Source organism: Aeromonas sp. MR16 (assembly GCF_022549315.1).
Lineage (GTDB): Bacteria > Pseudomonadota > Gammaproteobacteria > Enterobacterales > Aeromonadaceae > Aeromonas > Aeromonas aquatica.
Genome location: NZ_JAKZFK010000005.1, coordinates 58,071 through 72,354 on the forward strand (window position 1 = coordinate 58,071; position 14,284 = coordinate 72,354).

The 14,284-nt window shown below is 62.4% G+C and carries 9 protein-coding genes; 7 read left to right on the forward strand and 2 right to left on the reverse strand.

All coding sequences use genetic code 11. From position 1 onward, the window contains the following. Positions 1–72 precede the first annotated feature (72 nt). The gene (locus MM194_RS06045; RefSeq protein ID WP_241343031.1) at positions 73–1,215 is read left to right on the forward strand and encodes a PatB family C-S lyase; all 1,143 of its coding nucleotides are present in this window, start codon (positions 73–75) and stop codon (positions 1,213–1,215) included. Between the two features lie 350 nt (positions 1,216–1,565). Beyond that, a complete protein-coding gene (locus tag MM194_RS06050) occupies positions 1,566–2,903 on the forward strand; it encodes a TAXI family TRAP transporter solute-binding subunit (protein ID WP_241343032.1) in 1,338 nt (445 codons plus the stop codon). A gap of 87 nt (positions 2,904–2,990) precedes the next feature. On the opposite strand, the gene MM194_RS06055 is transcribed toward MM194_RS06050, so the two are convergent. Next, positions 2,991–3,911, reverse strand: a complete 921-nt coding sequence (locus MM194_RS06055) for a LysR family transcriptional regulator (protein ID WP_033131107.1) — start codon at positions 3,909–3,911, stop codon at positions 2,991–2,993. Between the two features lie 170 nt (positions 3,912–4,081). Between MM194_RS06055 and MM194_RS06060 the strand changes: the two genes are divergently transcribed. Both MM194_RS06060 and ygjK read left to right on the forward strand, forming a co-directional pair. Continuing rightward, on the forward strand, positions 4,082–5,338 hold the full coding sequence (locus MM194_RS06060) for an adenylosuccinate synthetase (protein WP_033131071.1): 1,257 nt from the start codon (positions 4,082–4,084) through the stop codon (positions 5,336–5,338). 299 nt (positions 5,339–5,637) lie between these two features. After that, complete coding sequence (gene ygjK, locus MM194_RS06065; protein WP_241343033.1) at positions 5,638–8,118, forward strand: alpha-glucosidase; 2,481 nt, start codon at positions 5,638–5,640, stop codon at positions 8,116–8,118. 74 nt (positions 8,119–8,192) lie between these two features. Here ygjK and tyrS read toward each other — a convergent pair whose 3' ends face one another. Next, positions 8,193–9,392 (reverse strand): tyrosine--tRNA ligase, encoded by a 1,200-nt coding sequence (gene tyrS / locus MM194_RS06070; protein WP_033131069.1) that lies wholly within the window; start codon positions 9,390–9,392, stop codon positions 8,193–8,195. A gap of 112 nt (positions 9,393–9,504) precedes the next feature. On the opposite strand from tyrS, the gene MM194_RS06075 reads away from it, so the two are divergent. The 3 genes from MM194_RS06075 to MM194_RS06085 all read left to right on the forward strand — a co-directional run bounded on the left by MM194_RS06075 (position 9,505) and on the right by MM194_RS06085 (position 14,250). After that, positions 9,505–10,812 (forward strand): peptidoglycan DD-metalloendopeptidase family protein, encoded by a 1,308-nt coding sequence (locus MM194_RS06075; protein ID WP_241343034.1) that lies wholly within the window; start codon positions 9,505–9,507, stop codon positions 10,810–10,812. A 177-nt stretch (positions 10,813–10,989) separates the two neighbouring features. Continuing rightward, positions 10,990–12,135 carry an anhydro-N-acetylmuramic acid kinase gene (locus MM194_RS06080; RefSeq protein ID WP_241343035.1) on the forward strand — a complete coding sequence of 382 codons (1,146 nt, stop codon included), beginning with the start codon at positions 10,990–10,992 and terminating at the stop codon, positions 12,133–12,135. An 849-nt stretch (positions 12,136–12,984) separates the two neighbouring features. After that, complete coding sequence (locus tag MM194_RS06085; protein WP_241343036.1) at positions 12,985–14,250, forward strand: Rid family detoxifying hydrolase; 1,266 nt, start codon at positions 12,985–12,987, stop codon at positions 14,248–14,250. Positions 14,251–14,284: the final 34 nt, after the last annotated feature.

Here is a 14,284-nt window from a genome sequence, read left to right on the forward strand (position 1 = left end):
CACCTCAAGGCTTGCGAGGCCACGTCCAAGTCCGTACATTGGTAAACCCTCTGGCCAGCACAAGGATTTCACATGTTTGATTTTGATCGGGAGATAGATCGCCGCCATACCATGAGCCTGAAATGGGACAAGTACAAGACTCAGGACGTGCTGCCCATGTGGGTGGCCGACACCGATTTTTGCTCCCCCCCTGCGGTGATCGAGGCGCTCACCCAGCGGGTTGCCCACGGCATCTTCGGCTACTCCCGCCCCTCCCCCCGCCTGATCGAACTCATCGTGACCCGTCTGCAGCAGCGCTATGACTGGGCCATCCAGTCGGAGTGGCTGGTCTTCCTGCCGGGCGTGGTACCCGGACTGAACCTGGCCTGTAAGGCCTGGAGCCAGCATGGCCGCGGCATCATCACCCCCAAGCCGGTCTACTACCCCTTCCTGCAGGCGCCGGGCTTCAACGATCGCCCCCTGCTGACCGTCCCCATGATCGAGGAGGCCGGACGCTGGGTGCTGGATCTGATCGAGCTCGAGCGCCAGGCCCCTTCAGCGGATCTGCTGCTGCTGTGCAACCCGCACAATCCGGGCGGTACCGTGTTCACCCGCGAGGAGCTGGAGGCCATCGACGCCATCGCCGAGCGCCACAATCTGGTGATCTGCTCGGACGAGATCCACTGCGATCTGCTGCTGGATAAAGATGCCCGCCACATCCCCTACGGCGCCCTCAGCCCGGCGGCGGCCGAGCGCAGCGCCGTGATGATGGCACCGAGCAAGACCTTCAACATCGCGGGCCTGTGCTGCTCCTTCGCCGTGGTGCCCAACGCGCGTCTGCGACTCAAGTTGCAACAGGCGATGCGCGGCATCAGCGCCGACGTCAACCTGCTGGGCTTCGTGGCGGCGGAGGCAGCCTACGAGGGGGGCGAGCAGTGGCTGGCGGAGCAGCTCGACTATCTGTCCGCCAACCTGGCCCTGATCGAGCAGGCGGTCGCCCGCTGGCCCGGCGTCAAGCTGGCCAACAACCAGGCCACCTACCTCGCCTGGATCGATGTGAGCGCGCTCGGGCTGGACGATCCCGTCGCCTTCTTCGAGCAGGCCGGGGTGGGGCTCTCTCCCGGCGCCCAATTCGGCGATGGCCAGTTCGTGCGGCTCAACTTCGGCTGCACCCGGGCTCGTCTCACCCACGCCTTGGCGCGCATGGAGAAAGCCATCTTTCAGCGCTGCGTCTGACCAAGGTCGTGCGATCAAACGCCGGCTGCACCAGGGCGCGGCTGGTCGAGGCGCTGGCCCGCATGGAGAAAGCCATCTTTCAGCGCTGCGTCTGACCAAGGTCGTGCGGTCAAACGCCGGCTGCACCAGGGCCCGGCTGGTCGAGGCGCTGGCCCGCATGGAGAAAGCCATCTTTCAGCGCTGCGTCTGACCAAGGTCGTGCGATCAAACGCCGGCTGCACCGGGGCACTGCTCACCGAGGCCCTTACCCGTATGGAGCAAGCCATTCGGGCTAACATCTGATATAGATGTGACTCATGACGGGATGAGCCTGGCTCATCCCCTTTTTTCAGCCATTGATCCGGTTCACTATGCACCCACGAGCCCTGCGCCACTTGTTTATCCCAAGCACAAGCCTGCCCTGGCTGGCCGCCTTGCTGGCCGGCGTGCTGGCCCTGCCGCTGTCGGCCGCCCCCGCCTATGTCACCATAGGCACGGGTGCGCTCAACGGCGTCTACTACCCGACCGGTGGCGCCATCTGCCGCCTGCTCAACGAAGACAACAGCCAGAATCGGCTGCACTGCACGGTGCAGAGCACTGCGGGCTCCCTCGCCAACCTGGTGGCGCTGGCCAAGGGCGACATCCAGCTCGCGCTGATCCAGTCGGATGTCCTGTACCATGCGGCCCACGGCAGCGGCCCCTTCGCAGGCCAGGCCCCCAATGATCAGCTGCGCAGTCTGTTCCGGCTCCATCAGGAGTCGCTGACCCTGCTCGCCAGCGCCACCAGCAACATCACCACCCTGGCCGACATCGAGGGCAAGCGGGTCGATCTGGGCAGCCTGGACTCCGGGGACAGGGCCGCCAGCCAGGCGCTGCTCGATGCCATGGGCTGGCAGGAGAGCAGCTTCGCGGTGCCGCCGGTAGCCTCCCCCGGCAACCGGCTGGAGGGGCTGTGCAACGGCAGCCTGGATGCCGCCTTCCTGGTCGCCGGCCACCCCAATCAGGGGATCGGCGATCTGACCGGTCGCTGCAAGGCGCGCCTCATCCCCATTGAGGGAGAGCAGATAGACAAGCTGCTCAAACAGCACCCCTATTACCAGCGCAGCCGCATCGGCGCCAACCTCTACCCGGGTCAGACCGGTGGCGTCAACACCTTCGCCGTCACCGCCGAGCTGGTGGCACTGGCGAGCCTGCCCGAGGAGACTGTGCGCACGGTGCGCGACGTGCTCACCAACAACCTCAAGCAGTTCACCCGCTTGCACCCGGCCCTGACCACCCTCACCCTGGAGTCCATGCAGGCGGATGACATCATACCGCCCCACCCGGGGATGCAGGATGCGCAGCCCAGCCTACTGCCCGAGTCCCTCAGCCCTTCAGAGGCGGTGGCCACCTCGGGCACGCAGCCCACCGCGGTGGACGAGTCTGCCGGCGAGACGGGGGCTCCCTCCCCGGAAGGGGCCCCCGCCACTCAATCCGAACATGCCCCTGGCGCTACCCTGCCGACGACCTCGGGGGCCCAGGCAACTGAACCGACCGCGAGCCCCGTGCTCGAAGGGGCCGCCGTGGAGCAGGGCGGCAAGCTGACGGGCACCGCCGCCCCCAGCCCCTCAGCCCTGACGAGCGGGGAGCAACCCGCTAAGGCGACCCCGCCAGCGGCACCTGCGCCGAGCAGCGCCGCACCGACCGGGGATATCGCTCCTGCACAATGATGCACACGAGCCCGCAACGAGAGAGGCCACCCAAGGGTGGCCTCTCTTCATCTCGATACACAGTATTTTTCTAATCTGCGCCTGAGCTCACGGCGTGGCGCCCGGCAACGGCTCGGGGCGCTGGATCTCCTCCTCCACCCAGTGCAGCAACTGCTTGATGGCCCGCGACAACACCTGATTCTGGCGCACCACGTACCCTAAGCTGGTGGCGGGGAAGTCGGTCAGCCGGGTCACGGGAGCAGTCAGCTTGAGACGGGGGTGCAAGGAGAAGTCCGGCACTATGGCGACCCCGAACCCCGCCTCGGCCCAATCGAGCTGGGCGTCCACGCTGCCCACCTCCATGATGCGGCAGGGGGGCAACCCCAGGAGCGGCAAGGAGGGATCGATCAACGCCCGGGTGCGGGTGTCGTGCCCCAGCAGGATGAGCGTGGGCTCGTCCTGGGGATCGCTCTTGCGCTCATCCACCCCGACTCTCGCCCTGCCCTGCCAGCGCGCCAGCCCGTGGCCGAGGGCGCACCAGGTCACCTGCTGCAATTCTGTGTAAGAGAGCGGCTCGCTGCGCTTTTGCGCCATCACGAAGCCCAGATCCGCCCGCCCCGTCTTGACCAGCTCCGCCGCCTGATCCGAGGTGGTGTTGAACAGGGTGAGATCGATCCCCGGAAAGGCCTGCTTGAAGCGTTGGAACGGCTGGATCAGCAAGAGGCGCGAGAGGATGTCGCTGGCGGCGATGGCGAGCGTCCCCTGGCTGTGCTGATTGAGGGCGTTGAGGTCGGACTGGCACAGTTGCAGTTCGTTGATGGCGCGCTCGGCGCTTTGCAGCAGCCGCTCACCGGCCTGGGTGAGGCGAAACGGGCTGCGCTCTATCAGCTTGACCCGGGTGGCCTGCTCCAGGTTCTTGAGGTGCAGGCTGACATTGGGCTGGGTCATGTGCAGTTCGGTGGCGGTCTGGCCGAAGTGTTGCAAACGGGCCAGGGTGACGAAGGTATTTAACCAGTGAATATCCAGCATGACGACATTCTCATCCAGCACTGGCGCGGCTTGGCGCACCATGGCACGTTGTGTGCCGATAAATTGGCCACAATTATATGACTTTCTTATTGGAATTATAAAGATAATTAATTTTTCTAATCCACCCCAGGCTCCTAGGATGAACGCCTAACGTCTTAGGAGAAAGAGTCATGTCGTCTATCGTAGTCGTAGGTGCTAACTGGGGTGATGAAGGCAAAGGCCGCATCGTCGATTATCTGGCAGGTGAATCCGCCGCCAGCATCCGCTTCCAGGGCGGCAACAACGCCGGCCACACCGTGGTCAACGATCTCGGCACCTTCAAGCTGCACCAGCTGCCGAGCGGCGTCTTCAACCCGGATTGCCTGGTTGTCCTCGGCCCTGGTATGGTCATCAGCCCGGAGCCCCTGACCAAAGAGCTGGCCGAAGTAAAGGCCGCCGGCGTGACTCCCAAGCTCGCCATCTCCGATCGCGCCACCTTCTGCCTGCCGATCCACGCGCTGGAAGACACCCTGGAAGAAGTGCGTCTGGGTGACGGCGCCTACGGCTCCACCCGTCAGGGCATTGCCCCGGCTTACGGTGATCGGGTCATGAAAAAAGCGATCCTGGTGGGCTGGCTGAAACAGCCGGACGTGCTGGTCGAGCGTATTCAATTCTTCCTCGACTGGAAACTGCCACAGCTCAAGGCCCTCTACCCGAGCTTCGAGTTCAGCCAGACCGCCCAGGAGATGGCCGACTGGTTGCTGGAAGTGTCCACCCCCTGGCGCGATGCCATCTGCAACGTCAGCGAGCCGCTCAAGGCGATCCAGGCACAGAACGGCACCCTGCTGTTCGAAGCCCAGCTCGGCGCCGGCCGTGACCTGATCTACGGTGAGTACCCCTGGGTGACCTCCTCCCACGTCTCCGGCGCCTACGCCGGGATCGGTGGCGGTCTGCCGGCCCTGCGCCCGGAGCGCGTCATCGCCGTGGCCAAGGCGTTCAGTACCTCGGTCGGTACCGGCACCCTGATCACCGCCATGGAGAACCAGGACGAGTTCCGCAAGTTCGCCAACGAGTTCGGCGCCACCACCGGCCGTCCCCGTGACATCGGCTACTTCGACGCGGTCGCCACCAAGCAAGGCTTGGAAATTCAGGCCGCCAACGAGATCGCCCTGACCAAGCTGGACTGCCTCTCCGGCATGCCGGATCTGAAGATCTGCATCGCCTACGAAGGTGCCAACACCGAGAACCCGATCTGGCCGCAGACCGCCGGTCTCAAGCCGGTGTACGAGTCCATGGAAGCCTGGAGCGAAGACATCTCCCACATCCGCAAGTTCGAAGACTTGCCCAAGGCTGCCCAGCACTATGTGCTGCGTATCGAAGCCTTGCTGGGTGTTCCTGTGCCCATGGTCTCCGTCGGCCCGGGCCGCGATCAGATGATCCTGCGCTAAGCAGCGCGATCCGCTACCGACACAGTCTCGAAACCGGCCTCATGGAGGCCGGTTTTTTTATACCTGACTGCCGCTTACTCGCCCTTCAGATCACCACAAAGTAAATAGTTACTAAAATTAACCCTCATGTAACCTCGTGTAACCCGGTGATCCCGCTCACAAGTCACCGTCCCCACACTGTGACATAGCTCCAATCTTTCCCTATTTCTTGCCATACAATGGCATCCGCAAACGCTTTCACTAAAAACAAGATAAAAAAACACCTACCTCAACCTACAAAATCGTCATTGGAGCGAGATATGTTTCGTAAAAATTTACTTTCCGTCGCCCTGGGTGTCGCCCTGTTTGGTCTGGCCGCCTGCAACGGCAATGACTCAAGCGCACCGACCCAGCCCGACGCCACCCTGGCGAACCAGTACAGGAACGTGATCGATCGCACCGGTACCCCGCTCCAATTCCGTGACTTTGACAGCTACTCCAACCTCAAATACAACCCCCTGCTCGATCTCGGGGCCTGGCACGGCTTCCTGCTGCCCAAAAGCGACAGCGAGTGGGGGGGCTTCACCGGTCCCATGGTGATCGCCGAAGAGTACAGCCTCTTCTTCGCAAGGGAATTGGACAAGCTGACCCTGAGCGATGAGAGCGGCCGCCAGTACCCCCTCACCAGCGCCAGCAAGCATGAGATCTACGCCATCCCCGGCGCCCTGGTGCAGCGCTTCGAGTTCGAACCCTTCACCCTGGAGCTGGAGCTGCGCTACGGCGATGCCCGCACCGCCCTTGTCCGCACCCGTCTGGTGAACAATCAGGATGCGCCCCTCACCCTGACCCTCAACTGGCAGGGGGAGCTGCTCCAGCAGTGGGATGCCAAGAAGACGGTCGCCGAGCAGTATCCCGACTGGACCCGCACCCTCCGCCAGAGCGAGCAGGGGATCGAATTCCAGTTTGGCGAACTGCGCAGCACCTGGAACATCATGCAAAGCGGCAGCGCCAGCTACCGCATCGACCGCACCCTGCCGAGCCGCACCACCCTGGACGAGAAGGGGCTCGGCTATGTGAGCGAGGCCAGCCTCACCCTGGCCGCCAAGGGTCAGCAGGATATCTACACCCTGCAGAGCTACGTTCACAGCAGCGATGACGCCAGCCGCTTCCAGCAGAGCCGCCAGGCCCTGCTGGCCAACCCGGCCGACGCCTTCGATGCCTCCATCCGCCGCTGGGAGGGCTACCTCGAGCGCGGCCTCTCCAACCAGGGCATCCCCGAGTCGGAGCGCCGCATCGCGGTCAAGGCGATAGAGACTCTCAACGGCAACTGGCGCTCGCCGGCAGGCGCCATAAAGCACGACGGCGTGACCCCCTCCAACACGGCCCGCTGGTTCGACGGCGTCTGGGCCTGGGATAGCTGGAAGCACGCCTATGCCATGGCTCACTTCAACCCAGAGGTGGCCAAGAACAACGTGCGCGCCATGTATGACTACCAGATCCAGCCCGATGATCCGGTGCGCCCACAAGACGCCGGCATGGTGATCGACGCCGTCTTCTACAACAAGCTCGCCGATCGGGGCGGCGACGGCGGCAACTGGAACGAGCGGGACACCAAGCCGCCCCTCTCCGCCTGGGCCATCTGGGAGATCTACAGCGCCACCCAGGACAAGGCCTTCATCGCCGAGATGTATCCGAAGATCCAGGCCTATCACGACTGGTGGTATCGGGCGCGGGACAACAACCGCAACGGCATCATAGAGTACGGTGCCACCCGCCACGTCGAGCACAACGACGAGTTCGGCAATATCACCTTCAAGGTGCGATATGGGAACGGCGTACCCGCCGTGCTGGATCTCGCGCGCTGCACCGACGAGGGGGATGGCTGGTACGGCTGCGCCGGCATGCCGCTCTACCAGCAGGTGCTGAGCACTGGCGGTTACGACGAGATGGACATAGGTGCCCAGCACGGCGCCGGCTGGGAGTCCGGCATGGACAACGCCGCCCGCTTCGGCTTCATCGAGCAGGACCAGCTCAAGCGTTACGCCGACAAGGCCTATGGCGGCGACATAGAGAAAGCCCGTCAGGACTGGAACGTCGCCTTCTTCGAGAACCACCAGGATAGCGGTGAGCTGATCGGTTTCTCCATCGATCAGGAGTCGGTGGAGCTCAACGCCTTCCTCGCGAAAGAGAAGCGCATCCTGGCGGACATGGCAGATCTGCTCGGCAAGCCGGACGAGGCAAGCCGCTACCGCGAGGGGGCCAGCCAGCTCGCCGGCTACATCAATAGCTGCCTGTTCGATGAGACCTCCGGCTTCTATTACGATCGCCAGATTGCCCTGGGCGACGTGGCAGACGCCAACGGCTGCGTCGGCAAGCTGCTGACCGCCCGCGGCCGCGGCCCGGAAGGCTGGAGCCCGCTCTGGGCCGAGGTGGCCGACAAGGAGAAGGCGGCGCGGGTGCGCGAGGTGATGCTGAGCAGCCAGGAGTTCAACACCAAGGTGCCGCTCGGCACGGCGGCGCTGACCAACCCGGCCTACGATCCCGACATCTACTGGCGTGGCCGGGTCTGGCTGGATCAGTTCTACTTCGGGGTGAAGGGGCTGGAGAACTACGGCTATCGCGACGACGCCCAGGCGCTGGTCAACAAGTTGTTTGCCAATGCCGAGGGGCTGGCGGGCACTGGCCCCATCCGCGAGAACTACAACCCGGAAACCGGCGCCATGCAGGGGGCCAGCAACTTCAGCTGGAGTTCGGCCCACCTCTATATGCTCTATCGCAACTTCCTGAAAAAAGAGGGGTAATCCCCGCTGACCCGGTAAATGACGCAACAAAAAGGCCTCCAGATGGAGGCCTTCTTTCTATCAGGGGAGCGCGCTTACTTGACGGTCACCCGGGCAAACTTGCGCTTGCCGACCTGATAGACGGCGGTGCCGGCAGCAATCAGCGCCTTGCCATCGTCCAGCTTGTCGCCATCCACCTTGACCGCGCCCTGCTTGATCATCCGCAGCGCTTCGGAGGTGGTCTCCACCAGACCGGCATCTTTCAGCAGGTTGGCGATGGCCAGCCCTTCCCCTTCCAGCGCCAGTTCGACTTCCGGCATCTCGTCCGGGATGGCGTTCTTGGAGAAGCGCTGGGTGAAGTCTTCGTGGGCCGCTTCGGCCGCCGCCTCGTCGTGATAGCGGGTGATGATCTCTTTCGCCAGCCAGATCTTCACATCGCGCGGGTTCAGGGTACCGGCTTCGATGCCGGCCTTGAAACCTTCGATGTCCGCCAGCGGGCGGGAGGAGAGCAGCTCGTAGTAGTTCCACATCAGGGTGTCGGTGATGGACATGATCTTGCCGAACATCTCCCCCGGGGCATCGTGCACGCCTATGTAGTTGGCGGCGGACTTGGACATCTTCTTGACGCCGTCCAGACCCACCAGCAGTGGCATCATCAGCACGCACTGGGCGGCCATGCCGGCATCTTTTTGCAGCTCGCGGCCCATCAGCAGGTTGAACTTCTGATCGGTACCGCCGAGCTCCACGTCCGCTTTCAGCGCGACCGAGTCATAGCCTTGCAGCAGCGGGTAGAGGAATTCGTGAATGGCGATGGACTGGCCGCCGGAGTAGCGCTTCTTGAAGTCGTCGCGCTCCATCATGCGGGCCACAGTCTGCTTGGCCGCCAGCTTGATCATGCCGGTCGCGCCCAGCTCACCCAGCCAGCTGGAGTTGTACTCGATGCGGGTCTTGGCAGGATCCAGGATCTTGAACGCCTGCTCCGCATAGGTGAGGGCGTTGTGCTTGATGGCCTCTTCGGAGAGCGGCGGGCGGGTGCTGTTCTTGCCGGACGGGTCGCCCACCATGGCGGTGAAGTCGCCGATCAGCAGGATGATCTCGTGGCCCAGATCCTGGAAGGTCTTCAGCTTGTTGAGGATCACGGTGTGGCCGAGGTGAATGTCGGGAGCCGTCGGGTCCATGCCCAGCTTGATGCGCAGCGGGCGCCCTTCCTTCAACTTGGCGACAAGTTCTTCTTCCACCAGAATTTCTTCCGCTCCGCGCTTGATCTCGGCTAGCGCCACCTCGAGCTGGGACATTTTTTGACTCTCCAATCACGATTCCACAGGGCCAAACATATTACTGGAATGGCGGGCCAATTGGAAAGGCTGTAAAATCCGACGCTCTTTCTCTCTCGACCCGTCCGCCTCGATGATTATTTGGAACGCCTTCAACTCTCTTCCCACCTGGCACCGCAAGATGGTGCTGATCCTGAGCATCATGGTGATGATGCTGGCGGCCTGGCCCAGCGAACAGGCGGTGGCCACCCGGGTCAACGATGACGAGCCCCTCGCCGATGCCTCGCCTCTTGATGAAGGTGAGGCCCAGCCCCAGGCCCTGGCACAGAGGGCCGCCAAGCCCAGCTACGTCACCAAGCAGGTGAAGGTGCGCACCGGCGACAACATGCAGGTCATCTTCCAGCGCCTCGGCCTCAGTGCCAACGATCTCTACCTCATCGCCCAGCTGGAGACCACCAATCCCTTGCGCACCCTGCAGCCGGGCCAGGAACTCACCTTCAAGCTCACCAAGGGCGGCGATCTGCACAGCCTCTACTACCCCCACAGTCTGGAGCAGGCGCTGAAGGTCAGCCGCAAGGCCGAGGGCTTCGTCGCCAAACCGGTCAAGCTGGAGCTCGACACCCGCGAGCAGGTGGCCAGGGGCGAGATCCGCTCCAGCTTCTGGGGCGCCGCCGCCGAAGCGGGCATGACCGAGGATCAGATCATGGACTTGGCAGCCATCTTCGGCTGGGACATCGACTTTGCCCAGGACCTGCAACCGGGGGACAGCTTTCGGGTGGTCTATCAGGACAAGTATCAGGATGACGAGCGGGTCGCCTCCGGCGACATCCTGGCCGCCGAATTCATCAACCAGGGCGCCATCTACCGCGCCGTGCTGAACGAGGATGGCAACTACTACACGCCGGAGGGCAAGGCGATGCGCAAGAGCTTCCTGCGTGCGCCGGTCAACTTCAAATACATCAGCTCCAACTTCAACCCGCGTCGCCTGCACCCGGTCACCGGCAAGGTCCGCCCCCATAACGGCATCGACTACGTGGCACCGGTGGGTACCCCCATCATGGCGGCGGGTGGCGGCAGCGTGGTCGCGGCCGGTTACAACCAGTTCAACGGCAACTACGTCTTCATCAAGCACGCCGGCAACTATGTGACCAAGTACCTGCACCTCTCCAAGCTCAGCGTCAACAAGGGCCAGCGAGTCAAGCAGGGCCAGACCATTGGCCTCTTGGGAGGCACGGGACGGGTCACGGGCCCGCACCTGCACTATGAATTCGTGGTGGGGGGCGTGCACAAGAACCCGCGCACCCTGGACCTGCCTCAGGCGGAGACCCTGAGCGGACGAGAGCTGGCCAGTTTCAAGGCCCAGGCGATGCCACAGCTGGCAAAACTCGACAGCAGCGAGCTGCAGCTGGCCCAGAATAAACGGGACAATAGCGGCAGCTAATTCGCCCATAGCCCCGCTTGTTATGTGCGGGCGAACCGGAAGACCATAAGGAGAAGGCCATGAGTGAGCGCCATATCGGGCTGATGTGGGGTACCGGAATATGTACCGGCATAGATGCGGACGCCCCGCCTCTGTCACTCGTTTTGCACGCATCTTCTCAACAAGCAGGGGTACATCATGACTGAACGCTATATCGGGTTGATGTCGGGTACCAGCATGGATGGCATAGACGCCGTGCTGATCGAAGCGGATGGTGATCAGTTGCGGGTCGAGGCGGCCCTCTGCCACCCCTGGCCGAGCGACACCGCCCGCGAGCTGCACGCCCTCTGCACCCCGGGGGAGAACGAGATAGATCGCTTGGGGGTAGCCGATAACCTGATAGCGCGAGAATTTGCCGCCGCCACTCGGGCCCTGCTCGCCAAGGCCGGGCTCGCACCTTGTGATATTCGCGCCATCGGCTCCCACGGCCAGACGGTGCGCCATCGCCCGGCCCTCGGCTTTACCCTGCAGATCGGCAACGCCGCCCTGTTGGCGGTGCTCACCGGCATCGACGTGATTAGCGACTTTCGCACCATGGACATGGCCCTCGGCGGCCAGGGCGCGCCCCTGGTGCCCGCCTTCCATCAGGCCCTGTTCGCCAAGCCCGGCGCCCTGCGGGTGGTACTGAACCTCGGCGGCATCGCCAATATCTCGGTGCTGCCGGGTCATGCCGATGGCGCTGAGGGCGCTGGTTTAAACGGCTCTGGTTTAAACATCTATGGCTTCGATACCGGCCCCGCCAACACCCTGCTCGATGGCTGGTATCGCCGCCATCACCCCCAAGGCGGCGCCTATGATGCCTGTGGTCGCTGGGCCGCCAGCGGCGCCCTTGTCCCCGACCTGCTGGCCCGGCTGCTGGCCCATCCTTACTTCGCCGCCCCCTGGCCCAAGAGCACCGGACGGGAGATGTTTACCCTGGACTGGCTCGACGGCGAGCTGGCAGGCGCGGCCTACGCCCCTGTGGATGTACAGCGTACCCTGTTGGCGCTGACCTGCCACAGCATCGCCCGCCAGTTGCCTGCGCTGGACAAGGCCCAAGGCCAGGCCGAGCTGTTTGTCTGCGGTGGCGGCGCCCATAACGGCCCGCTGCTGGCAGAGCTCGCGGCCCTGTTGCCCCGCTGGCGCCTTGCCAGCACCGCCGAGCTGGGCCTCGCCCCCGACTGGGTGGAAGGGGCCGCCTTTGCCTGGCTGGCGATGCGCTTTATCCAGCGTCAACCGGGTAACCTGCCCGCCGTCACGGGGGCCAGCCGCCCCGCCGTCTTGGGCGCCCTCTATCCCGCCTGATCGATAGCCGGGATCACCACCTCGTATCGACCATGGCTGGGCAAGGAGGGCAACCTGCCCTCTCATTCCCTTATTTCCTCTCCACGTTTTTACCCCTAGCCTGACATTCCTCATCCTTGGCCTTTTCCCCTTCAATTCACGATTGAAATTTAATGGCATATAACGCCAGCGCTTTGTCAGGAAATAATTCACTGATATCAGCATTCAAGCTTTATATCGGCGCGAGCAGAAGGGAGTACCATGCAGAATGAATGCATTATATTCCAGGCACATCTTTACGCTTATTCAGATACCCTTTGGCTAGCATACTTTTGGCCGCCGAGATAGCCCGCCAAAAAATCAAATATTACATATCCATGCACAATAATGCTGATTAACTGCAAGATGGTGCATATTATTAACGCTTCATTCACAGTGGAGGCCCCAGGCTTGTGCGGGGAAGATCCTATGCCACACTGCCTTCACCCGCTTGAAGCAGCATGTTCAACTACCAATCTGTGGTATGCAGCATGAATTGAATAGCAAAATGGCTATTTTTCAGACCATTGAGCCACCTCATAGAAATGAGATCCTGGTTTGCATCCCGTGTGGGCCACTCATAGAATCGCCTTGTCTGAAATAATCAACCCCATCCCTGCCTCTCTTATCCAATCCCTCATTTGACTGGATTGACAATAATAACCGAGGACGCGGATCCGGCTTCCTGTTGCGTGCCGCTCAGCCGCCTGCCATGGCCAGCTATTCGTCACACAAAAGATCTCGGCTGCCCAATTTATGGCACCGAGGCTGGCTCGCGATCAGATAGGGTCAAACCGTACTCTGCGTTAATACTGAATGAGGAACATAGATATGAGTGGAATTATCATCAAGTCTGCCAGAAATACCCCTAATGCCCCCCAGGATCTGGGCCCCTATACCCAGAGCGTGGCGTTCTCTCATTACAACAATATTTCCGCTCAACTCCCTGTCGATCCCAACACCGGCAAGATGATCGAGGGTGATGTCGCAGCGCAGGCCAGACAATGCCTGAGCAACATCAAGGCCATCGTCGAAAGCATCGGCCATGTGATGGACGACATGGTGAAAGCCACCATCTTCCTCCAAGACATTTCAGATCTGGATGCGGTCAACGCCGTCTATACCGAATTCTTCCCGGGCTATGTGCCGACCCGCACCGTGCTCGCCGTGGCCGCCTTGCCGATGAATGCCAAGGTGCAAATCGATGCCATCATCTCCAATGGTGAAGGCACCTTCCCGCAGGCACCTTGCGCACTCATCAAGCTAGCCCGCAATAGCGACAAGGCGCCGCAGAGCCCGCTCTCGACCCATACCGTGGCCTTCTCCCACTACAACAACATCGGGGCCCAGCTGCCCGTCGACGGGGCATCGGGCAAACTGGTTGCCGGCGGTATCAAGGAGCAGGCGGCCCAGTGCCTGAGCAACATCAAGGCCGTCCTGGAAAGCGTCGACGTGCCCTTTGACGACATCGTCAAGGTGACTGTCTATCTGACCAATCTGGCGGATATCGACGCCGTCAACGAGGTCTACACCACCTTCTTCCCGGACTCCGCCATCGCCCGCGCCGTCGCCTATCTGCCGGCCCGCTCCGTGATCTGTGCCTCTGCCCTGCCGATGGGTGCCCTGGTGCAGATGGATGCGGTGATCTCCCACGGTGACGGCACCCCGCCGCAGCTGGTGGAAGACAGACACAATCTGGTGATCCTGGCCCGCAATACCGACAAGGCGCCACGCAGCCCGCTCCATTGCCAGACCGTCGCCTTCTCCCACTACAACCATATCGCCGGCCAGCTGCCGCTCGATATGGCCACCGGCAAGATCCTGACCGGTTGCGTCAAGGAGCAGACCGCCCAGTGCCTGAGCCATATCAAGACGATTGTGGAGAGCATCGGCCATGTGATGGACGATATCGTCAAGGTCAATATCCAGGTGAAGAACATCGAGGATCTGGAGGCGGTCAACGCCATCTACACCCAGTACTTCCCGAGCTACCATCCCGCCCGCACCCTGATCGGTGTTAGCGAGCTGCCCGCTGGCGCCCTGGTGCAGATGGATGCGGTGATGTCCAACGCGGAAAGCACCCCGCCCCAGTACTGATTAGTTAATTAAAAAAACAGGGCCCTGAAATAAC

What these genes read in the sequence shown, in the direction of transcription:
- MM194_RS06045 (WP_241343031.1), top strand. Translation starts at nt 73, where the DNA reads ATGTTTGATTTTGATCGGGAGATAGATCGCCGCCATACCATGAGCCTG.
- MM194_RS06050 (WP_241343032.1), top strand. Translation starts at nt 1,566, where the DNA reads ATGCACCCACGAGCCCTGCGCCACTTGTTTATCCCAAGCACAAGCCTG.
- MM194_RS06055 (WP_033131107.1), bottom strand. Translation starts at nt 3,911, where the DNA reads ATGCTGGATATTCACTGGTTAAATACCTTCGTCACCCTGGCCCGTTTG.
- MM194_RS06060 (WP_033131071.1), top strand. Translation starts at nt 4,082, where the DNA reads ATGTCGTCTATCGTAGTCGTAGGTGCTAACTGGGGTGATGAAGGCAAA.
- ygjK (WP_241343033.1), top strand. Translation starts at nt 5,638, where the DNA reads ATGTTTCGTAAAAATTTACTTTCCGTCGCCCTGGGTGTCGCCCTGTTT.
- tyrS (WP_033131069.1), bottom strand. Translation starts at nt 9,392, where the DNA reads ATGTCCCAGCTCGAGGTGGCGCTAGCCGAGATCAAGCGCGGAGCGGAA.
- MM194_RS06075 (WP_241343034.1), top strand. Translation starts at nt 9,505, where the DNA reads ATGATTATTTGGAACGCCTTCAACTCTCTTCCCACCTGGCACCGCAAG.
- MM194_RS06080 (WP_241343035.1), top strand. Translation starts at nt 10,990, where the DNA reads ATGACTGAACGCTATATCGGGTTGATGTCGGGTACCAGCATGGATGGC.
- MM194_RS06085 (WP_241343036.1), top strand. Translation starts at nt 12,985, where the DNA reads ATGAGTGGAATTATCATCAAGTCTGCCAGAAATACCCCTAATGCCCCC.